Raw genomic sequence first — 21,596 nt, forward strand, 5'->3', positions numbered from 1 at the left:
TTCAATTCAGTCTTCCTTGTTGCCTTGCAGCGTTGCAAGTTGTTGCTCGAGCGCCTTGATGCGATCGGCCATCGAGTCGAGGTGTCGCAGGCGCGAGTAGTTGCGCGTCCATTCCTTGTGCTCCATCGACGGCACCGAACCGGTGTAGACGCCCTTCTCCGGAATCGACTTGGTCGCGAACGACACCGCCGACACCACCACGTCATCGACGATGTCGATGTGGCCCATGATGTTGGCCGAACCGCCGATCATGCAGCGCTTGCCTATCGTCGTACTGCCGGCCACGCCGGAACACGCCGCCATCGCAGTATGGTCGCCGATACGCACGTTGTGGGCGATCTGGATCAGGTTGTCGAGCTTTACGCCGTCGCCGATCACGGTGTCTTCGAGCGCGCCGCGATCCACCGTCGTGTTGGCACCGATTTCGACGTCGTTGCCGATCAGTACGCGACCGATCTGCGGAATCTTGACCCAGCTGCCGTCCGCCTCGCGGGCGAAGCCGAAGCCGTCTGCACCGATCACGGCGCCCGAATGCAGGATGCAGCGCTCGCCGATCACGCAGTGCGCGTACACGACGACGCGCGGATGCAGCCGCGTGCCGGCGCCGACGCGCACACCCTCGCCCACCACGCAGCCGGCGCCGATCAGCACGTTGGCGCCGATGTCCGCACCCTCGCCCACCACCGCACCGGCGGCGACATGGGCGGACGCATCGACCCGCGCCCCCGGATGCACGCTGGCAGCCGGATCGATACCGCCCGCCGGGCGCAGATCGGGATTCAGCAGCTGGGCGACGCGGGCGAAATAGAGATAGGGATTGCGCACGCGGATGTGCGTGCGGGCGAGATTCTCGCCGTCGGCCGGCGGCACGATGACCACACCCGCACCGCTGCTGGCAAGAACGCTGCGGTACTTCGGATTGGACAGAAAGGAGATATGAGCCGGGCCGGCGCTGTCGAGCGGCGCCACCTGCTCGACCAGCAGGTCGGCGTCGCCATGCAGTTCGCCGCCCAACCGGGCGACGATGTCGCCAAGACGGGCCGCCATGTTCTTACTTGCTTGCCGGAGGGTCGGCCAGCGCCTTCAGCACCTTCTCGGTGATGTCGATGCGCTGGCTGCGATACACCACCTCCTGGAAGATGATGTCGTACTTCTCGGCCTCGGCAATCACCTTGATCGCCTTGTTGGCCTTGTCGAGCACACCAGCCAGTTCCTCGTTGCGGCGCTGGTTCAGGTCTTCGCGGTACTCGCGCTCGCGACGCTGCATGTCGCGGGTGAGTTCGCTGAATTCACGCTCCTTGGCGCGGCGGTCGCTGTCGGACAGCGTGACCGCATTCTTTTCCATGTTCTGCTGCATGCCCTGCAGCTGCTTGGCCAGCTTTTCCAGCTCCTGGCTGCGCTTCTCGAATTCCTTCTCGAGCTTCTTCTGCGCGCGCACCGCCGGTGCCGCCTCGCGCAGGATGCGTTCGGTGTTGACGAAGCCGATCTTGACGTCGCTTTCTGCGCGCACCGGTGCGGCCGTCAGCAAAGCGAGCGAAGACAGCAATGCAATGAATATGAAGCGTGCGGACATACTCGACCTGTTCATACGGAGCTCTTCTTGATCAGAACACATTGCCCATCTGGAACTGGAAGCGCTGCAGACGATCGAGCGGATCCTTGTTCAGGGGCTGTGCAATGCTGAACTTCAGCGGTCCCATGGGCGAACTCCACGCCACGGAAAGGCCGGCACTATAACGCATATCGCCCAGACTCAGGCTCTGGCCGTCTGCCCAGACGTTACCCGCATCGACGAAGGTGCCCAGACGCAGCGACTTGTCCTGCCCCATGCCGGGGAAGGGAAACAGCACCTCGGCGTTCATCACAAGGCGACGATCACCGCCGATGGTCGTGCGCAGCAGGTTGCCATTGCCATCGCGGTCACGCTGGCCGATCGACGCGGTTTCGAAGCCCCGTACCGAGCCGATGCCGCCGACGTAGAAGTTCTTGTAGAACGGCAGCGGCTTGTCGCCGTAACCACGACCATAACCCAGTTCGCCATTGAGCATCAGCACGAAGTTGCCCCACAGCGGGAAATAGGTCTGGTGCTGGTAGGAGGCCTTCATGTAGCGCAGGCCGCCGGGCGGAATGGCAACTTCACCGTTAACCCGCTGGATCGAGCCTCGCGTCGGGTAGATGAAGCTGTCGCGGGTGTCGCGTGCCCAGCCTATGGTGCTCACCAGCGAGTTGTTGGTGTCGCCGAACTCGTTGACGAAGTTCTTGTAGCGCTGCGGGCTGTCCGAGAAGGTGTCGATCGAGGTCTGATCGACCGCCAGACCGAAGTTGATGCGGTCGTCTTCGCGGATCGGGAAGCCCCAGCGCAGACCGGCGCCAACCGACGACGTACGGTAGTTGCCGATACGCAGACGGCTCGGGTTGACGTTGCGCAGGTAGACGTCGAAACCGCGCGAAATGCCGTCCGGCGTGTAGTACGGATCGGTGAAGGACAGCGCGTAGGTCTTGTTGATGCTGCCGCTGTTCAGGCTCAGCGACATCGACTTGCCGCTGCCGAACAGGTTCTGCTGCGAAATAGAGGTTGACAGGATGAGGCTTTCCGAACTGGAGAAGCCGGCACCGAACATCAGGTTGCCGGTCGGCTTTTCCTTCACGGTCAGGTTCACGTCAACCTGGTCGGTGGTGCCGGGCACGGCAGGCGTCTCCACCGTGGCCGCGTCGAAGTAGCCGAGGCGGTCAACGCGGGTACGCGAACGGTTGATCTTCTCGCCGTCGTACCAGGCGCCTTCCATCTGGCGGAATTCGCGGCGGATGACCTGGTCGGCGGTCTTGCTGTTGCCCAGCACGTTCACACGGCGCACATAGACGCGGCGGCCCGGATCGACGAACACGGTGAACGAGACGGTCTGCTTTTCCTTGTCCGGTTCCGGCACCGCATTGACGTTGGCGAAGGCATAGCCTTCGTTGCCGAGACGGTCATTGATCGCCTTGGTGGTGTCGGTCAGGTTCTTGCGCGAGAACTCGTCGCCCGGCTTCAGCTTCACCAGTTTGCGCAGTTCCTCTTCCGGCAGCAGCAGATCGCCCGACAGCTTGACACCGGACACCGTGTATTTCTTGCCCTCGGTGATCGAGATGGTGATGTAGATGTCCTGCTTGTCCGGCGTGATCGACACCTGGGTCGAATCGACGTTGAACTCGAGGTAGCCGCGATCAAGGTACCAGCTGCGCAGCGTTTCCACGTCGGCGCTGAGCTTCTGGCGCGAATACTGGTCGTTCTTCGTGTACCAGGTGAGCCAGTTCGGCGTGGTCAGCGTGATCATCTTCAGCAGGTCCTTCTCCTTGAAGGCACTGGCACCGACGATATTGATCTGACGGATCTTGGCGACCTCGCCTTCATCGACCTGGAAGTTGATCGCCACACGGTTGCGCTCGAGCGGCGTCACGGTGGTCTTGACCTCGACCGAATAACGGCCACGCGACAGGTACTGACGCTTCAGTTCCTGTTCGGCGCGTTCCAGCACGGCGCGGTCGAAGATGCGCGACTCGGCCAGGCCGACGTCACGCAGCCCCTTCTTGATCGCTTCCTTGTCGAATTCCTTCATGCCGGTGAAGTCGAGCGAGGCGATCGCCGGACGCTCCTCGATCACCACCACCAGCACGTCGCCCTCGACCTCGATGCGCACGTCCTTGAAGAAGCCGGTCGCGAACAGCGCCTTGATGGCTTCGGCCGCCTTGTCCTCGGTGAAGCTCTCGCCGACGCGCACCGGCAGATAGTTGAACACCGTGCCGGCTTCGGTCCGCTGGATTCCCTCGACGCGAATGTCGCGGACGACGAAAGGCTCGAAGGCGTGGGCATGAGCCGACAGCAGTCCCGCGATCAGGGCGGGCAGGAGAAACTTGCGCATTGGGGGAATTGGGGAATTCAGTCGGTAGTCAACCGAAAAGGCGATTGATATCGTTGTAGAAGGCGAACGCCATGAGCATCAGCAGGATGGCGAGGCCAACCTGTTGCCCGATTTCCATGACCCGCTCCGGAACCGGACCGCCCTTGAAAAATTCGATCGTATAGTACATCAAGTGCCCACCGTCCAGCAGCGGGATGGGCAGCAGGTTGAGCACGCCCAGACTGATGCTGATCAGCGCGATGAACTTGATGTAGTGGGTCAGCCCCATGGCCGCCGACTGACCCGCGTAGTCGGCGATGGTGACCGGCCCGCTCAGGTTCTTCCACGACAGTTCGCCGGTGATCATGCGGCCGAAGGCCTTGAGGCTGAACAGCGCGGTATCCCAGGTCTGGCCGACCGCCAGCAGCAGTGATTCGCCGACGCCGTGCCGCACTTCGACGAACAGCCGCTCGCGCAGGGTCGGATCGGGTTCTGGGCCGATGCCCAGACGGCCGAAACGCTGCCCGCCCTCCTCCACCGTAGCGACTTCGGCGCGCAGCACAGCCTCGGCGCCGTCGCGCAGCACCACCACATCGACGGTCCGCCCGCCCAGTTCGCGCACCTGCTGCACCATCGCAGCCCAGTCGTTGACCGCCTGCCCGTTGATGGACAGCACGCGGTCGCCCTCGCGTATGCCCGCCTTGTCCGCCGCGCTGCCCTCGCCCACGCTGCCGACCACGGTCGCGACACGCGGCCGGAACGGCAGCAGGCCCACCCGCTCCATGAGCGTTGCGTTGACATCGCTGCCGATACCCGACAGGTCGATGCGCCGCGTGTTGATTTCCGCGCGGTCGTTGATCGTTTCCAGCACCAGCGAACGTCCCTCGACCGCCGCGCGCGCGACATGCCAGCGCAGGTCCTGCGCCGACGCGATCGCTTTGCCATCGACGGCACGCACCTGCTCGCCGTCGGTGACGCCGGCCACCGCCGCCGGGGTGCCTGCCGCAGGTGCGGCCAGCAGGGCGCGCGGCTCTTCCATGCCGTAGATGAACAGGCCCCAATAGACGACGATGGCGAGCAGGAAATTGGCGATCGGTCCGGCCGAAACGATGGCGAAACGGCGCCCGACGGTCTGCCGGTTGAAGGCGCGGTGGCGTTCGTGTTCGGCCACTTCGCCTTCGCGCTCGTCCAGCATCTTGACGTAGCCGCCGAGCGGAAACACCGACAAGGCCCACTCGGTCTGGTCCGGTCCGTAACGACGCATCCACAGCGGGCGGCCGAAACCGACAGAGAACCGCAGCACCTTGACGCCGCACAGCCGCGCCACGCTGTAGTGACCCAGTTCGTGCACGGTGATCAGGATGCCCAGCGCCAGCGCGAATGCCCCCAGATAGAACAGCGGATTCAAGCGCGCGCCCCGATCTGGCGCCGTGCGACCTCGCGTGCTGCCGCATCGGCGGCGAACACTTCGTCGAGCGTGCTCGACGGCTGATCAGGAAGGGTGTCGAGGGTGGCGGCAATCACATCGGCTATGGCACGGAAACCGAGCCGATGTTCCAGGAAGGCGGCAACCGCGACTTCGTTCGCCGCATTGAGCACGGCCGGCGTGCCGGCGCCGGCGCGCAGCGCGTCGAAAGCCAGTTTCAGGCAGGGGAAACGGTCGAGATCCGGGCGCTCGAACACCAGATCGGCTACCGCGGCCAGGTCGAGCACGCCGACGCCGGATTCGATCCGCTCCGGCCAGGCCAGCGCGTGCGCGATCGGTGTGCGCATGTCCGGGTTACCCATCTGCGCCAGCACCGAGCCGTCAACGTACTCGACCATCGAATGCACGATGCTCTGCGGATGGATCACCACGTCGATGCGCTCGGCGGGCGTGTCGAACAGCCAGCGCGCCTCGATCACTTCGAGGCCCTTGTTCATCATGGTGGCCGAATCGACCGAAATCTTGCGCCCCATGTCCCAGTTCGGATGCGCACAGGCCTGCGCCGGCGTCACGGTCGCCAGATCGGCAATCGGCGTGCGGCGGAACGGGCCACCCGACGCGGTAAGCAGAATGCGGCGCACGCCCTCGCGCCCCTTGGCCGGCATGCACTGGAAGACGGCGTTGTGCTCGCTGTCGATGGGCAGCAGCGTCGCGCCGTGGGCAGCCACCTCGCGCATGAACAGGTCGCCGCTCATCACCAGGCTTTCCTTGTTCGCCAGCAGGATGCGCTTGCCGGCGCGCGCCGCCGCCAGCGCCGAGCGCAGGCCGGCGGCGCCGACGATGGCCGCCATCACGGTATCGACCTCGGGCAGCGCAGCAACCATTTCGAGGGCCTCGACGCCGTGCATGACTTCGGTCGGCACGCGACCGGCCAGGCGTTCGCGCAACACGACGGCAGCGTCGGCGTCGGCCACCACGGCGATGCGCGGCGCGAAGGCGATGCACTGTTCGGCCAGCCGGTCGATCTGGCGATGACCGGACAGCGCAACGATTTCGAAACGGTCCGGATGGCGCGCGACGACGTCCAGCGTGCTGACGCCGATCGAGCCGGTCGCGCCCAGTACGGTCAGTCTGCGCATCAGTTCGACGCTCCGGGTATCAGGTTGAGCAGATAGAAGCCTATCAGCGGCAAGGTGGCCGTCAGGCTGTCGACGCGGTCGAGCACGCCACCATGGCCGGGCAGCAGCTGGCTGCTGTCCTTCATGCCGGCCTGACGCTTCATCATCGATTCGAACAGGTCACCGACGATGCTCACCGCCGTCAGCAACAGCAGCATCGCCGCCCAGAACAGCGCCGACGGCGTCTGCGCGCCATCGAACAGTAGCGGCTTGATGGCGAGGCCGTAGAGCTGGACGGCGACCACGGCGCCGGCTGCGCCCTCCCAGGTCTTGCCCGGGCTGATCGACGGTGCCAGCTTGTGCCGGCCAAAGGCCTTGCCGGTGAAATAGGCGGCGATGTCGGCGATCCAGACGACCGCCATCAGCAGCAGCAAGGGCAGCACCCCGATCGCGCGCAGCTGTATCAGTGCCAGTGCTGGCGGCAGCAGGACGAGAACACCGGTCAGCACCAGCCAGGGTTGCGCCGGACGCGCGCCGCGCGACATCCAGAACGGCACCACCAACAGCCAGAACAGGATGGACAGCGCGTGCAGCGCCGACAACGGCGCAACACCATCGGCCACGACGCCCTGCGCATCGAAGGCCCAGTGCGCGCAGATGGCGACTACCGCGAAGGTCAGCAGACCCGCTGCGCGCGCGCCGAGCGGCGCAAAACCGATCAGGCGCGCCCACTCCCAGCCGGCGAAACCCAGTATTGCGGCGACCAGCCAGCCCCAAGCGGCCAGATCCATGCCCCACAGTGCAGCCGACAGGCCGGCCAGCAGGACGATGGCCGTCAGTACGCGCTGCTTAAGCATGCTGGCCGGCTGCGGCCGCTGACTGGACCTGTTCGCTGGTTCGGCCGAAGCGACGTTCCCGCTGCTGGTAGGACGTGATCGCCTCGTCTATGGCCGCACCATTGAATTCGGGCCACAGGCTGTCGGTGAAATAGAGTTCGGTGTAGGCCAGTTGCCAGAGCAGGAAATTGCTGATGCGCTGTTCGCCACCGGTGCGGATGAACAGATCGGGCTCGGGCGCGTAGGCCATCGACAGATGCGGCGCAAGTTCCTGTTCGGTGAAGCCGTCGCGTCGCTCGGGGTGCGCCTTCAGCATGCGCTCGACCGCCTGCAGGATGTCCCAGCGGCCGCCGTAGTTGGCGGCGATCGTCAGGTTGAGACCGGTGTTGCCTTCGGTCAGCGCCTCGGCATTGCGGATCAGTTCGACCAGACGCGGCTCGAAACGGCCCAGATCACCGACCACGCGCAGACGGATGCCGTTCTCGTGCAGGCGGACGACTTCGTCCTCCAGCGCCCGCACGAACAGCTGCATCAGGAAATTGACTTCCTCGGCCGGCCGCCGCCAGTTCTCGGAACTGAAGGCGAACAGCGTCAGATAACCGACGCCGCGCTCGGCGCAGCGCTTGACCACCGCGCGCACCGCCTCGACACCCTTGCGGTGGCCGGCGACGCGCGGCATGAAACGGCGGCGCGCCCAGCGGCCATTGCCATCCATGATGATGGCGATGTGTCGCGGGACTGCGGACGAGCCGGTGCTGGAAGACAAGATCCGGTGCCTGGCTTCAGACGGCCATCAGGTCTTGCTCTTTTTGCGCCAGTTGCTTGTCAACCTCGGCGATGTAGCGGTCGGTCAGCTTCTGCACGTCGTCCTGCGCGCGGCGCTCGTCGTCCTCGGAAATTTCCTTTTCCTTGACGGCTTCCTTCAGCGCGTTGTTGGCGTCGCGACGCAGATTGCGCACGGCCACGCGCGCGTTCTCCGCTTCACCGCGGACGACCTTGATCAGCTCCTTGCGGCGCTCTTCGGTCAGCGGCGGCATCGGCACACGCACGATATCGCCCATGGCCGAGGGGTTCAGGCCGAGGTCGGAATCGCGGATCGCCTTCTCGACGACCGACAGCATCTTCTTTTCCCACGGCTGCACGCCGATCGCACGCGCGTCGATCAGCGTCACGTTGGCGACCTGCGACAGCGGCACCAGCGAGCCGTAGTAATCGACCTGGATGTGATCGAGGATGCCGGTGTGCGCACGACCGGTGCGCACCTTGCCGAAGTCGGTCTTGAGCGACTCCAGCGTCTTCTGCATCTTCTGTTCGGTGGTTTTCTTCAACTCGGGGATCATGACGTCGCCTCTTGTTGGAAGGGACGGCCGCGTCAGGGCGACCGCTGAAACAAAGGGGCCGGCGGCCCCTGCACCACTATATATGGACCAGCGTGCCTTCGTCTTCGCCCATCACGACACGCTTGAGCGCGCCCGCCTTGAAGATGCTGAACACCTTGATCGGCAGCTGCTGGTCGCGGCACAGCGCGAGCGCGGTGGCGTCCATCACCTTCAGGTCGCGACTGATGGCCTCGTCGAAGCTGATGCGGTCGTAGCGCGTGGCGCTCTTGTCCTTCATCGGATCGGCGCTGTAGACGCCATCGACCTTGGTCGCCTTCAGCACGATTTCGGCTTCGATCTCGCGACCGCGCAGCGCAGCTGCGGTGTCGGTGGTGAAGAAGGGGTTGCCGGTTCCGGCGGCAAAGATGACGACCTTGCCCTCTTCGAGGTAGCGGATCGCCTTGCCGCGGATATAGAACTCGACCACGGGCTCGATGCTGAGCGCCGACTGCACGCGCGCGGCAACACCGGCCTGACGCATCGCGTCGCCCAGCGCCAGCGCGTTCATCACGGTGGCCAGCATGCCCATGTAGTCGGCGGTGGCGCGGTCCATACCGGCCGCGCCGCCCGCCACGCCGCGGAAGATGTTGCCTCCGCCGATCACGACGCCCACTTCCACGCCCAAGGCGCGGATCTCGGCAACTTCAGCGACGATGCGTGCAAGCATGTCGCGGCTGATGCCGTAGTCGTCGTCGCCCATGAGGGCTTCGCCCGACAGCTTCAGAAGGATGCGGCGATAGGCAACAGTCATGCAGGCTCCCGGGCTCAGGCCTTGGCGGCCGCTGCTGCGGCAGCCTGGGCGGCGACTTCGGCTGCGAAGTCGGTGGTCTTCTTCTCGATGCCTTCGCCGACCACGTACAGCGTGAAGGAGGCGATCTTCGCCGACTTCGCCTTCAGCAGCTGTTCGATGGTCTGCTTGCCGTCCTCGGCCTTGACGAAGACCTGACCCAGCAGGGTGACTTCCTTCAGGTACTTCTGCACCGAGCCTTCGGCGATCTTGGCGATCATCTCTTCCGGCTTGCCGGCTTCGCGCGCCTTCTCGATCGCGACGCGACGTTCGGCTTCGATCAGGTCGGCCGACACGCCGGTGGAATCCAGCGACTTCGGCTTCGACGCGGCGATGTGCATCGCCAGGTCCTTTGCCATCGCGTCGTCACCGCCGACGACATCGACCAGCACGCCGATCTTCGAGCCGCCATGAACGTAGCTGGCGACCTTGCCTTCGGCCTGCACGCGCACGAAGCGACGGATCGACATGTTCTCGCCGATCTTGCCGACCAGCGCAGCGCGGGTCGATTCGACCGTGCCTTCGCCGAACGGCAGCGCCGACAGCGCGGCCACGTCGGCCGGGTTGTTGTCGGCGACCAGCTTGGCGGCGCCATTGACCAGCGCCAGGAAGTCGTCGTTCTTGGCCACGAAGTCGGTTTCGCAGTTCACTTCGACCATCGCGGCAGTCTTGCCGTCGGCCGACAGGAACAGACCCACCACACCCTCGGCGGTCACGCGGGCGGCAGCCTTGCTCGCCTTGTTGCCCAGCTTCACGCGGAGGATTTCTTCGGCCTTCGCCAGGTCGCCGCCCGCTTCGGTCAGCGCCTTCTTGCATTCCATCATCGGAGCGTCGGTCTTTTCGCGCAGCTCCTTGACCATACCTGCGGTGATTTCCGCCATGCTCATTCCTGCCTATAAGTTCGAATCGGTAAAACAATCGCGGGCGCCTGGGCGCCCGCGGCAATCGATCAGGCCTGGGCTTCGCCTTCGCCTTCGACCTCGACGAACTCGTCGTCGGACTTGAGCTGCGCCACCAGGTCCTGGGCGGCGCTGTTACGGCCTTCCAGGATCGCGTCGGCGACGCCGGACGCGTACAGGCGGATCGCGCGGCTCGAGTCGTCATTGCCCGGAATGACGTAATCGACGCCCAGCGGCGAGTGGTTGGTATCGACCACGGCCACAACCGGGATGCCCAGCTTGTTGGCTTCGGTGATGGCGATCTTGTGGTAGCCGACGTCGATCACGAACAGCGCGTCCGGCAGGCCGCCCATGTCCTTGATACCGCCAATGCTCTTCTGCAGCTTGACCAGCTCGCGCTGCAGCACCAGAGCTTCCTTCTTCGGCATGCGTTCCATCGAGCCGTCTTCGACCATGGCTTCCAGGTCCTTCAGGCGCTTGACCGACAGCTTCAGCGTCTTGAAGTTGGTCAGCATGCCGCCGAGCCAGCGCTCATCGACATAGGGCACGCCGGCGCGCTGCGCCTCTTCGGCCACGATTTCGCGCGCCTGGCGCTTGGTGCCGACCATCAGGATGGTGCCCTTGTTGGCGGACATGCGGCGGATGAAGGCCATCGCGTCGTTGTACTTGGCGACGGTCTTTTCCAGGTTGATGATGTGGATCTTGTTGCGATGGCCGAAAATGAAGGGGGCCATCTTGGGGTTCCAGAAGCGGGTCTGGTGTCCGAAATGGACACCCGCCTCCAGCATTTCGCGCATGGATACGGACATTCGAGATTACTCCGAACAGGGTTTGACCTCCGCCCGGCCGTGTTCGCAGCCAGTGTTCCGGCTGCGCACCCTATCGGTTCAGTCACCATATACATATGCGGCGACACCGGGCGTGTGGATTTGCCTGACGCACCCGCCATCGGGTACTGAAATCAGACAGCCTGCGATTCTAGCAGCCGCAATGCAACAAACTCAAGTCGGCCGGATGACAGCAGTTTGCCGCCCGGAACCGCTTCCGCTAACCTGCTGTCCCTCGGAACACCCTTACAGAGCCTTTTCATGAGCGTCACCATCAAGACAGCGGAAGAAATCGAGAGCATGCGCGTTGCGTGCAGACTGGCGTCGGAAGTGCTCGACTACATCGAGCCTCACGTGCAGCCGGGCGTCACCACGGCCGAACTCGACCGCCTGTGCCACGAATACATGGTGAACGTGCAGCAGACCATCCCGGCGCCGCTCAATTACGCACCGCCCGGCTACAGCCCCTACCCGAAGTCGATCTGCACCTCGGTGAACCACGTCGTATGCCACGGCGTGCCGGCCGACCGGGCACTGAAGAAGGGCGACATCGTCAATCTGGACATCACCGTCATCAAGGACGGCTTCCACGGCGACACCAGCCGCATGTTCATCGTCGGCGGCGAGACGACCAAGCAGGCTGCACGCCTCTGCCTGATCACCTACGAATGCCTGTGGCTGGGCATTTCCAAGGTGAAGCCGGGCGCCCGCCTGGGCGACATCGGCCACGCCATCCAGCGCCACGCCGAGAACAACGGCTTTTCCGTCGTGCGCGAATTCTGCGGTCACGGGATCGGCCGGAAATTCCACGAGGAGCCGCAGGTGCTGCACTACGGCAAGCCGGGCACCGGCATGGAACTGAAGGAAGGCATGATCTTCACCATCGAGCCGATGATCAACGCCGGCCGCGCTGCCGTGTCAGAACTGCCGGACGGCTGGACCATCGTCACCCGCGACCGCAGCCTGTCCGCGCAATGGGAGCACACGGTGCTGGTCACCGCCGACGGTTACGAGGTGCTGACCGTGTCGGCCGGCAGCCCGCCGCCGGCGCTGAGCGGCGACACCGCCCGGGCCGCCTGAGCGGTGAACGGTCCGGCCGATTCCGACGCGCTGCGCCAGCTCGCCGGCGTACTGCGCAGCGAACTGGCGGCCAGCCAGCTCGAATTCCGCACCCGTTTCGAACAGGACGGCAACAGCAGCCGCATGCTCGCGGCGCGCGCCCGCGCCGTTGACAACGCGCTGCGGCGGCTGTGGGCAGCGGTCGGACTGCCGCGCACCGCGGCGCTGATCGCCGTCGGCGGTTACGGGCGCGGCGAGCTTTACCCGGCGTCCGACGTCGATGTGCTCTTCCTGACGCCAAGCGAGGTGTCGGCTGACATCGAGGCCAAGCTCGAACATCTGGTCGGACTGCTGTGGGACATCGGTCTGGACATCGGTCACAGCGTGCGCTCGGTCGGACAGTGCGTCGATGAAGCGGCGCGCGACATCACGGTCGAAACCACGCTACTCGAAGCACGCCTGCTCGCCGGTTCGCGCAAGCTGTTCCGCGAACTGAGCAGCACGCTGGAGGCGCAGCGCGACCCCGGCGCCTTCTTCAAGGCCAAGCGACTGGAGCAGGACGAACGCCATCAGCGCTACCAGGAAACGCCCTACAGCCTCGAACCCAACTGCAAGGAAAGCCCGGGCGGCCTGCGCGACCTGCAGGTGATCCAGTGGATCGCACGCGCCAGCAAGCTGGGCGGCAGCTGGGCCGAACTGGCTGCGCGCGGCCTGATCACTGCCGAGGAAGCACGTCAGCTCGCACGCGTCGAGCGCTTCATGCGTGACACCCGGGTTCGGCTGCACCTGATCGCGCGGCGGCGCGAAGATCGTCTGATCTTCGATCACCAGGAGGCGATGGCCGCCGCCTTCGGCCTTGCCGCCACACCGACGCGGCGCGCCTCCGAAGTGTTCATGCAGCGCTATTACCGAAGCGCCAAGACCATCACCCAGCTGAACACCATCCTGCTGCAGAACATTTCAGCCGCGCTGTTCCCGGCCGACGAGGCGGCCGTGCTGCCGATCAACGAACGCTTCCAGTCCAGCCGCGAACTGCTGGACGTGGTCGATGAACAGGTGTTCGAGCGCGAGCCGAATGCACTGCTGGAGTGCTTCACGCTGCTGCAGCGGCACAGCGAACTGAAGGGCATGACTGCGCGCACGCTGCGCGGGCTGTGGCGCGCGCGCCGGCTGATCGACGCGAAATTCCGCCGCGACCCGAAGAACCGCGCCCTCTTCCTGTCCCTGTTCCAGCAGACGCGCGGACTGGTGCATGAAATCCGCCGGATGAACCAGTACGGCATCCTCGGCCGCTACCTGCCCGCCTTCGGCCGCATCGTCGGCCAGATGCAGCACGACCTGTTTCACGTCTATACGGTCGATCAGCACATCCTGCAGGTGATGCGCAACGTGCGCCGCTTCACCATGTCGGAGCATGCGCACGAATACCCGTTGCTGTCGCGCCTGATCACCGGCTTTGAGCGGCGCTGGCTGCTCTACCTGTCGGCGCTGTTCCACGACATCGCCAAGGGCCGCGGCGGCGATCATTCGCAGCTCGGCATGCGCGATGCACGCCTGTTCTGCCGCCAGCACGGCCTGAGCACCGCCGACACCGATCTGGTCGTGTTCCTGGTCGAGCACCACCTGTCGATGTCCTCGGTGGCGCAGAAGCAGGACCTGTCCGACCCGGACGTGATCCGCGACTTCGCGCACGTGGTGAAGAGCGAACGTCGCCTGACCGCGCTCTACATCCTGACCCACGCCGACATCCGCGGCACCAGTCCCAAGGTGTGGAATGCCTGGCGCGGCAAGCTGCTGGAAGACCTCTACTTCTCGACCCTGCGCGTGCTGCAGGGTGAAGGCGCCCACGCACCCGGCAGCGGTGACCGGCAGGAGGAAGCGCGCAGTCTGCTGCGCTACTTCGGACTGCGCGAGGGCGTGGAGCAGGCTTTCTGGTCACGCCTGGACACCGTGTACTTCATGCGCCACGACCCGGACGAAATCGCCTGGCACACGCGCATGCTGTATTTCCAGGTCGATGCCACGGTGCCGGTCGTCAAGGCGCGGCCGAACCAGGTCGGCGACGGCCTGCAGGTGATGGTGTATGCGCCGGACCAGCTCGACCTGTTCGTGCGTCTGTGCGGCTTTTTCGGCCGGCTGGGCTACAGCATCGCCGACGCCAAGATCCACACCACGACCGACGGCCATGCGCTCGACAGCTTCGTGCTGCTCGACCCGAACGGCCACCTCAATTCGCGCGACATGATCGCGCTGATCGAGACCGGACTGGTCGAGCGCCTGCAGGCGCAACTTCCAGCCGAACAGCCGATCGCCGGACGGCTGTCGCGCGAGGTGAAGCATTTCCCGATCACGCCGGAAATCGTCATCAAGCCGGACGAACGCAAGCAGCACCACATCATGCACGTCACCGCGGCCGACCGTCCCGGCCTGCTCTACTCGGTGGCGCGCGTGCTGGCGGCGCATGCGATCCGCCTGCACACCGCCAAGATCACGACGCTGGGCGAGCGCGCCGAGGACGTGTTCCTGATCTCGGGCGATGAACTGGACAACAGCACGACCCTGATCCGTCTGGAGCAGGAACTGCTGGACGAACTGGCCGTTTCCTGAGCACGGTATGACGGGCGCGACGCAGTGCTCGCTGCGCCGCGCAGGTTTCCGGACATACTGTCGATGCCGACGCACCCGGGCATCCCCGACGAGGACGGAATCCTGCCTTGAGCCTGACCCGCGACGAACCCGCATTCACGATGACCGACCGCGCGCGACCACTGATCGTTGCGCTGGTAGCGCTGCTGGCGGGTCTGGCACTGACCGCCTACATCGCAGGCAACGAGGCGGCGGAACTGCATCAGCGCGAGCGCAGCGCCGTGACAGCGCAGGCCGGACAGGTGCGGGCGCGGCTGGAGAGCGAGGTGAACAGCGCCGCCCACCTGTCGCTCGGCCTGGTCAGTTTCATCGCCGCCAATCCCGACTTCGACCGCGCCTCCTTCGATCGCGTCGCCGAACGCATGCTGGCCTACGGCCGCCATCTGCGGAACATTTCGGTGGCGCCGGACAACGTGGTGCGTGAGGTCTATCCACTCGCCGGCAACGAACGCGCAATCGGTCTGAGCTATCTCGATACGCCGTCGCAACGTGACGCGGTGGTGCAGATGATGAAGTCCCGTCGCTTCGTACTCGCCGGCCCGCTCGAACTGGTACAGGGCGGCGTCGGCCTGATCAACCGGTTTCCGGTCTATCTTCCGACGCGAAACGGACAGCCCGAACGTTACTGGGGCCTGGTTGCCGTCGTGCTGCGCTTCGATTCACTGCTCGAAGCCAGCGGTCTCGTCCCTGAGCGCGGCGACCTGCGTTACGCGCTGCGCGGTCGCGACGGGCTGGGTGCGGCAGGTGAGGTCTTCCATGGCGACGCGGCGCTGTTCGACCAGACACCGGTGCTGGTCAACGTCGTGCTACCCGACAACGCACGCTGGCAACTGGCCGCCGTTCCCGCTGGCGGCTGGCAGAGCGGATATGGCAGCGCGCGCGTGCTCGGCATCTGGGGGGCCGGCGCCGCCGTGTCGCTGGCCATTGCCGCCCTGCTCTATCTGCGACAGCTGCAGTTGCGCCGGCTGCAGATGCGCGACGCCGAACTGTCGCTCGCAGCCAGCGTGATCGACAGTCTGAACGAAGCCATCATGGTCACCGATGCACGCGGACGCGTCGTCACCGTGAATCCTGCATTCAGCGCGCTGACGGGCGTAGCGAGCAGCGCCGCCTGCGGTCGCCCCGCGTCGGCGGTGGTGAGCTGTCCGTACAGCGAGGAATCGCGCAACGAATTCGCCGAGCAGCTCGAACGCGACGGCTACTGGCGTGGCGAACTCGACGACCGGCGCGCCAGCGGCGAAAGCTATCCGAAGTCGCTCAGCATCTATCCGGTGCGCGAACCGGGTGGCCGCATCGCTCACTACGTGCATTCCTTTGCCGACATCAGCGAGCGCAGGGAGGCGGAAGGGAAGATCCACCACCTCGCGCACCACGACATGCTGACCGGTCTGCCCAACCGCCTGTCGCTGCAGCTGCGCATGGAACAGGTGATGGCGCACGCGCGCCGACACAGCACGCTGTTTGCGGTGCTGATGATAGACATGGACCACTTCAAGGACATCAACGACACGTTGGGCCATCACGTCGGTGACGCGCTGCTGGTCGAGGTCGGCAAGCGCCTGCTGCGCTGCGTGCGGCAGAGCGACGTCGTGGCACGCCTCGGTGGCGACGAGTTCGTCGTCCTGGTGACCGACATGGTGACCACGCTGACCGCCGCTGCCGTAGCCGAGAAGATCGTCGGCGCCCTGTCCGCGCCCTACGCGGTCGAGGCCTACCAGCTGCATTCGACGCCCAGCGTCGGCATCGGCGTGTTTCCGAACGACGGCGAAACGGTCGATGACCTGCTGCGCAATGTCAACAGCGCGATGTATCACGCCAAGGCTGCCGGCCGGAATAACTACCAGTTCTTCAACGACAGCATGTCGGCCAACGCCAGCGAACGGCTGACGCTGCAGAGCAGCCTGCACCAGGCGATTGCCAAGCGGCAGTTCGTGTTGCACTACCAGCCGCAGATCGAAACCGGTAGCGGTCGGCTGATGGGGGTCGAAGTGCTGGTGCGCTGGGAGCACCCGGAGCGCGGTCTGGTGCCGCCGAACAAGTTCATTCCGATTGCCGAGGAAAGCGATCTCATCATCCGCCTGGGCGAATGGATACTGCAGGAAGCCTGTCGCCAACTCAGTGTCTGGCGCGCCATGGGCCTGCAGATGCGGATCGCCGTCAACCTGTCGGCGCGACAGCTGCGCTCGAAGAATCTGCTGCGGCAGGTGAAGGACGTGGTGCTGAAGTACGACCTGAAGCCGGGCGACCTTGAACTGGAAATCACCGAGAGTGTCGCCATGGAGGACGCCGACAATACGCTGCGCATGCTGGCGCAGTTGCGCGAACTGGGCCTCGAACTGGCGATCGACGACTTCGGCACCGGCTATTCGTCGCTGAGCCACCTGAAGCTCATGCCCTTGCAGCGGCTGAAGATCGATCGTTCCTTCGTCAAGGACATCGAGAACGATCCGGACGACGCCGCCATCTGCGCCGCGACCATCAGCCTGGCGCACAACCTCGGCCTGACGGTGATCGCCGAAGGCGTGGAAACCGACGCGCAGTACGCCTTCCTCGGCAACCTGGGCTGTGAATGCGTCCAGGGCTTCCTGTTCAGCAAACCGCTGCCGGCACCCGAACTGGAAGCCTGGATCGCGGCGCGCGCAGCGGGGACACGAGCCGCGAGCGGCATCTAGGCAAGGACCATCCGACGGCGACGTCTGCCTTCGAATGGCCGGTGGTTGCTGATCGCCGGCCCCGTCGGGGTCAGAAGGCTTCTCCCACAGAACCTCGGCCCCGGTTCCGACCGTGGGTCGAGCGCATCGCCTGCGGGAGCGGCCTTGACCGCGACGCAGCGGTGGCCATCCACAGACTTCGATACCGGCTTGTGCCGGGGCGAGAAGGCCCTCGGTTCTCGGTAGCAGCGCCCGCTCAGACGCCGTCAGTCGTCTCCATCCTCGGCGCCCGGGAACAGCACGTCGGTGTAACCGAAACGGCTGAAGTCACGCACCCGCATCGGGTAGAGGATGCCGTCCAGGTGATCGCATTCGTGCTGCACGACGCGCGCGTGGAAACCCTCGGCTTCGCGTGAGATCGGCTTGCCCGCCGGATCGAAGCCGCTGTAGTGCAGCCGGCTGTAACGCGGCACGACGCCACGGAGGCCTGGCACGGACAGACAGCCCTCCCAGCCCTCCTCCATGTCGTGGCCGAGCGGCGTCAGCACCGGATTGACCAGCACGGTGAAAGGCACGACCGGCGCGTCCGGATAGCGCACGGACGGCGAGCCGCCGAAGATGACGACGCGCAGGTTGACGCCGATCTGCGGCGCCGCGAGGCCGGCGCCGTTGGCCGCCTGCATGGTGTCCAGCAGGTCGGTCACCAGTGCGTCGAGCTCCGCCGTGTCGAAACGCTCGACCGGCCGCGAAACGCGCAGCAGGCGCGGGTCACCCATGCGCAGGATGTCACGGATCATGGGCACACCCCTTCCTGGCACAAGCGCTCGAGCAGGTGGCGCACGCGCATCATCGCCTCCTGCAGCATGGCTTCGATGGCCGACATCTGGATGCCGTGCGCGGAATCGCCACGACCGGCCGCGTGATTCACCACCACATTGAGCGCCGCATAAGCCAGACCGGCCTCGCGCGCCAGCACCGCCTCCGGCATGCCGGTCATGCCGACGACGTCGGCGCCGTCGCGCTCGAAGCGGTTGATCTCGGCCGCGGTTTCGAGACGCGGTCCCTGGGTGGCTGCATAGACGGCGCCGTCGATCACCGCCTCGCCGGCCAGCGCCGCGGCGGCGAGTAGCCGCGCACGCAGGGCACTGTCGTAGGGTTCGGTGAAATCGACATGCTTCACCTGTCCGTCGTGGCCGTCGAAAAAGGTCGAATGGCGGCCCCAGGTGTAGTCGATGATCTGATCCGGCACGACCAGGCTGCCCGGCGCCAGGTCGGGGCGGATGCCGCCGACCGACGCCACCGACACGACCTTGTCCACGCCGACGCTCTTCAGCGCCGAGATGTTCGCGCGGTAATTGACGCGATGCGGCGGAATCGTGTGGCCGTAGCCATGGCGGGCGATGAACACCAGTTCGTGACCACCGAGACGGCCGAAGGTGAGCGGACCGGACGGTTCGCCGTAAGGGGTACGCACGACCTCGCGCCGCGTGACGTCGAGGTTGGCAAGCTGGGTCAGCCCGCTTCCGCCAATGATGGCCAGCATCGTTCCGCAACTCCTGATTGGATGATCGGCGAGTCTAGCAGCCGGAACGCCCTCCGTCCGGGCACCTGACGTCTTGCGAACTTGGCGTGCTAAACTCGCGTGTTTATCTTTTGCGCCGCACCATTCCCATGTCCCGCTCCATACGCAACATCGCCATCATCGCGCACGTCGATCATGGCAAGACCACGCTGGTTGACCAGCTGCTGCGCCAATCCGGCACCTTCGCATCGCACCAGCAGGTGTCCGAGCGGGTCATGGATTCCGGCGATATCGAAAAAGAACGCGGCATCACGATTCTCGCCAAAAACTGCGCGATCGAATACGAAGGCACGCACATCAACATCGTCAACACGCCGGGCCACGCCGACTTCGGCGGCGAGGTCGAGCGCGTGCTGTCGATGGTCGATTCCGTGCTGCTGCTGGTTGACGCCGTCGAAGGCCCGATGCCGCAAACCCGCTTCGTCACGCGCAAGGCGCTGGCTCTCGGCCTGAAGCCCATCGTCGTGGTGAACAAGATCGACCGTCCGGGCGCCCGTCCGGACTGGGTGATCAACCACACCTTCGATCTGTTCGACAAGCTGGGTGCCACCGACGAACAGCTGGATTTCCCGGTCGTGTTCGCCTCTGCGCTGAACGGCTTCGCCATGCTGGACGCCGACAAGCCGGGCACCGACATGCGCCCGCTGTTCGAAACCATCCTGAAGCACGTGCCGCAGCCGGAAGTCGATGAAGACGCGCCGCTGCAGCTGCAGATCTGTTCGCTCGACTACTCGACTTACATCGGTCAGCTCGGCATCGGCCGCATCAAGCGCGGCCGCATCAAGCCGAACCAGGAAGTGGTCGTCTATTACGGCGACGAAAGCCGCGGCAAGGCCAAGGTCGGCCAGGTGCTCACCTTCAAGGGTCTCGACCGCACGCAGGCCGAGACGGCCAGCGCCGGTGACATCGTGCTGGTGTCAGGCATCGAGCAGGTCGGCATCGGCGTCACTATCTGCGATCCGGAATCGCCGGAGCCGATGAAGCCGATCGCGGTTGACGAGCCGACGCTGACCATGAACTTCATGGTGAACGCCTCGCCGCTGGCCGGTCGCGAAGGCAAGTTCGTCACCAGCCGCCAGATCCGCGAGCGCCTGGAAAAGGAACTGCTGAAGAACGTGGCGCTGCGCGTCGAGTACACCGACGACTCCGACGTGTTCCTGGTGTCGGGCCGCGGCGAACTGCACCTGACCATCCTGCTGGAAAACATGCGCCGTGAAGGCTACGAACTGGCGGTCGGCCGCCCGCGCGTGGTGTTCAAGGAAATCGACGGCGTGAAGTGCGAGCCGTACGAAATGCTGACCGTCAACGTCGAAGAAACCCATCAGGGCGGCGTGATGGAAGAACTTGGCCGTCGCCGCGGTGAAATGCAGGACATGCAGCCGGACGGCAAGGGCCGTGTGCGTATCGAGTACCGCATTCCGGCGCGTGGCCTGATCGGTTTCCAGGGCGAGTTCCTGACGCTGACCCGCGGCACCGGTCTGGCCAGCCACGTGTTCGACGACTACGGCCCGATGGCCGGCGCCATGTCGGAACGTCGCAACGGCGTGCTCATTTCGCAGAACGACGGCGAGGCGGTCGCCTACGCGCTGTGGAACCTGCAGGACCGTGGCCGCATGTTCGTCAATCCGGGCGATGTGCTGTACGAAGGCATGATCATCGGCATCCACTCACGCGACAACGATCTGGTGGTGAACCCGATCAAGGGCAAGCAGCTGACCAACGTGCGCGCTTCGGGCACCGACGAAGCCGTGCGCCTGATTCCGCCGATCGCGCTGACCCTGGAATCGGCGATCGAATTCATCGCCGACGACGAACTGGTCGAAATCACGCCGAAGAACATCCGCCTGCGTAAGCGTCACCTGAAGGAACACGAGCGCAAGCGCGCTTCGCGCGACGAAGCCTGATATCCGGGCAGCATCGAATGAAATGAAAAGAGCGCCCAAGGGCGCTCTTTTCATGTGTGCCTCAACCAGAGACCGGCTTCAGGTGCGGCGTTCGATCGCCGCCTGCGCGCGCAGCCGGGCGTAGGTGGTCTGCAGCACGCGCGCATCGTTGCTGGCGCGATGGCGTGTGGTGTGCAGCTCTTCCGCCACTGCCTGCTTGACCCCATGCCAGCGCGCCGCCTGGTCCTCGTTCAGCAGTTCGCGCAGGCTGCGCAGACGAAAGCGCGGCACGCGGTCCGCTTCGTCGTAGAGGCGCGACAGCCAGGCGTAATCGTTACCCCAGGCGTCGCTATAGACCTCGCGCCCGCGCAGCGCCTCGTCGAGCCGGCATACGACTTCCTCGACCGGCAGGCCGTGCTGCATCAGCACGTCGCGCGTGATGTGGTGGATGGACTCGGCGCTGGCATCCCAGTGCCGCCATCCGTCCGGCGGACGCACCAGACAGCACAGCGTGCGCCCGTCCGGCAGCACGCAGCCCACCTCTATCGGATAGCTGCCGGCACCGAAGCCGGACGCCTCGATGTCGAGGAAGACCGGCAGCGCATCGGTTCCGGCGTCCGTCACG

General features: G+C 65.2%; 18 protein-coding genes. 4 read left to right on the plus strand and 14 right to left on the minus strand.

Annotated elements, in window-relative coordinates; all coding sequences use genetic code 11:
* Nucleotides 1-6: 6 nt before the first annotated feature.
* The 11 genes from lpxD to rpsB all read right to left on the minus strand — a co-directional run bounded on the left by lpxD (nucleotide 7) and on the right by rpsB (nucleotide 11,132).
* Nucleotides 7-1,047: a UDP-3-O-(3-hydroxymyristoyl)glucosamine N-acyltransferase gene (gene lpxD, locus ACQ66H_RS10900; protein ID WP_430434050.1), complete on the minus strand. Its 1,041-nt coding sequence runs from the start codon at nucleotides 1,045-1,047 to the stop codon at nucleotides 7-9.
* 4 nt (nucleotides 1,048-1,051) lie between these two features.
* Nucleotides 1,052-1,573, minus strand: a complete 522-nt coding sequence (locus ACQ66H_RS10905; protein WP_430434051.1) for an OmpH family outer membrane protein — start codon at nucleotides 1,571-1,573, stop codon at nucleotides 1,052-1,054.
* Between the two features lie 31 nt (nucleotides 1,574-1,604).
* The gene (gene bamA, locus ACQ66H_RS10910) at nucleotides 1,605-3,899 is read right to left on the minus strand and encodes an outer membrane protein assembly factor BamA (protein WP_430434052.1); all 2,295 of its coding nucleotides are present in this window, start codon (nucleotides 3,897-3,899) and stop codon (nucleotides 1,605-1,607) included.
* Between the two features lie 28 nt (nucleotides 3,900-3,927).
* Entirely contained in the window at nucleotides 3,928-5,286 is a 1,359-nt protein-coding gene (gene rseP, locus ACQ66H_RS10915; RefSeq protein WP_430434053.1) for an RIP metalloprotease RseP, read from the minus strand.
* Nucleotides 5,283-6,443 carry a 1-deoxy-D-xylulose-5-phosphate reductoisomerase gene (ispC, locus tag ACQ66H_RS10920; protein ID WP_430434054.1) on the minus strand — a complete coding sequence of 387 codons (1,161 nt, stop codon included), beginning with the start codon at nucleotides 6,441-6,443 and terminating at the stop codon, nucleotides 5,283-5,285. The genes rseP and ispC overlap by 4 nt, the downstream gene beginning before the upstream one ends.
* Entirely contained in the window at nucleotides 6,443-7,279 is an 837-nt protein-coding gene (locus ACQ66H_RS10925) for a phosphatidate cytidylyltransferase (protein ID WP_430434055.1), read from the minus strand. The genes ispC and ACQ66H_RS10925 overlap by 1 nt, the downstream gene beginning before the upstream one ends.
* The gene (uppS, locus tag ACQ66H_RS10930) at nucleotides 7,272-7,973 is read right to left on the minus strand and encodes a polyprenyl diphosphate synthase (RefSeq protein ID WP_425762252.1); all 702 of its coding nucleotides are present in this window, start codon (nucleotides 7,971-7,973) and stop codon (nucleotides 7,272-7,274) included. The genes ACQ66H_RS10925 and uppS overlap by 8 nt, the downstream gene beginning before the upstream one ends.
* Before the next feature lie 67 nt (nucleotides 7,974-8,040).
* Nucleotides 8,041-8,598 (minus strand): ribosome recycling factor, encoded by a 558-nt coding sequence (gene frr, locus ACQ66H_RS10935; RefSeq protein ID WP_019918207.1) that lies wholly within the window; start codon nucleotides 8,596-8,598, stop codon nucleotides 8,041-8,043.
* A gap of 76 nt (nucleotides 8,599-8,674) precedes the next feature.
* Nucleotides 8,675-9,388 (minus strand): UMP kinase, encoded by a 714-nt coding sequence (gene pyrH / locus ACQ66H_RS10940; protein WP_020164761.1) that lies wholly within the window; start codon nucleotides 9,386-9,388, stop codon nucleotides 8,675-8,677.
* Nucleotides 9,389-9,402: 14 nt separating this feature from the next.
* Nucleotides 9,403-10,305 carry a translation elongation factor Ts gene (gene tsf, locus ACQ66H_RS10945; protein ID WP_304008749.1) on the minus strand — a complete coding sequence of 301 codons (903 nt, stop codon included), beginning with the start codon at nucleotides 10,303-10,305 and terminating at the stop codon, nucleotides 9,403-9,405.
* Nucleotides 10,306-10,373: 68 nt separating this feature from the next.
* Complete coding sequence (gene rpsB, locus ACQ66H_RS10950) at nucleotides 10,374-11,132, minus strand: 30S ribosomal protein S2 (protein ID WP_020164763.1); 759 nt, start codon at nucleotides 11,130-11,132, stop codon at nucleotides 10,374-10,376.
* Between the two features lie 279 nt (nucleotides 11,133-11,411).
* On the opposite strand from rpsB, the gene map reads away from it, so the two are divergent.
* The 3 genes from map (at nucleotide 11,412) to ACQ66H_RS10965 (ending at nucleotide 17,527) form a co-directional block, all read left to right on the plus strand.
* A complete protein-coding gene (gene map / locus ACQ66H_RS10955) occupies nucleotides 11,412-12,230 on the plus strand; it encodes a type I methionyl aminopeptidase (protein ID WP_019918202.1) in 819 nt (272 codons plus the stop codon).
* A gap of 3 nt (nucleotides 12,231-12,233) precedes the next feature.
* The gene (locus ACQ66H_RS10960; protein WP_430434056.1) at nucleotides 12,234-14,816 is read left to right on the plus strand and encodes a [protein-PII] uridylyltransferase; all 2,583 of its coding nucleotides are present in this window, start codon (nucleotides 12,234-12,236) and stop codon (nucleotides 14,814-14,816) included.
* 107 nt (nucleotides 14,817-14,923) lie between these two features.
* Nucleotides 14,924-17,527, plus strand: coding sequence for a bifunctional diguanylate cyclase/phosphodiesterase (locus tag ACQ66H_RS10965; RefSeq protein WP_430434057.1), 2,604 nt, complete (start codon nucleotides 14,924-14,926; stop codon nucleotides 17,525-17,527).
* 245 nt (nucleotides 17,528-17,772) lie between these two features.
* Here ACQ66H_RS10965 and def read toward each other — a convergent pair whose 3' ends face one another.
* Nucleotides 17,773-18,303, minus strand: a complete 531-nt coding sequence (gene def / locus ACQ66H_RS10970; RefSeq protein ID WP_430434058.1) for a peptide deformylase — start codon at nucleotides 18,301-18,303, stop codon at nucleotides 17,773-17,775.
* A complete protein-coding gene (locus ACQ66H_RS10975) occupies nucleotides 18,300-19,049 on the minus strand; it encodes an S-methyl-5'-thioinosine phosphorylase (protein ID WP_430434059.1) in 750 nt (249 codons plus the stop codon). Before ACQ66H_RS10975 ends, def begins: the two co-directional genes overlap by 4 nt.
* A 128-nt stretch (nucleotides 19,050-19,177) precedes the next feature.
* Here ACQ66H_RS10975 and typA point away from each other — a divergent pair, with 128 nt between their 5' ends.
* Nucleotides 19,178-20,992 (plus strand): translational GTPase TypA, encoded by a 1,815-nt coding sequence (typA, locus tag ACQ66H_RS10980; protein WP_430434060.1) that lies wholly within the window; start codon nucleotides 19,178-19,180, stop codon nucleotides 20,990-20,992.
* 78 nt (nucleotides 20,993-21,070) lie between these two features.
* Here typA and ACQ66H_RS10985 read toward each other — a convergent pair whose 3' ends face one another.
* Nucleotides 21,071-21,595 carry a 3'-5' exonuclease gene (locus tag ACQ66H_RS10985; protein ID WP_430434061.1) on the minus strand — a complete coding sequence of 175 codons (525 nt, stop codon included), beginning with the start codon at nucleotides 21,593-21,595 and terminating at the stop codon, nucleotides 21,071-21,073.
* Between the last annotated feature and the right edge of the window lies 1 nt (nucleotide 21,596).

This window comes from Methyloversatilis sp., assembly GCF_965284615.1.
Classification (GTDB): Bacteria; Pseudomonadota; Gammaproteobacteria; order Burkholderiales; family Rhodocyclaceae; genus Methyloversatilis.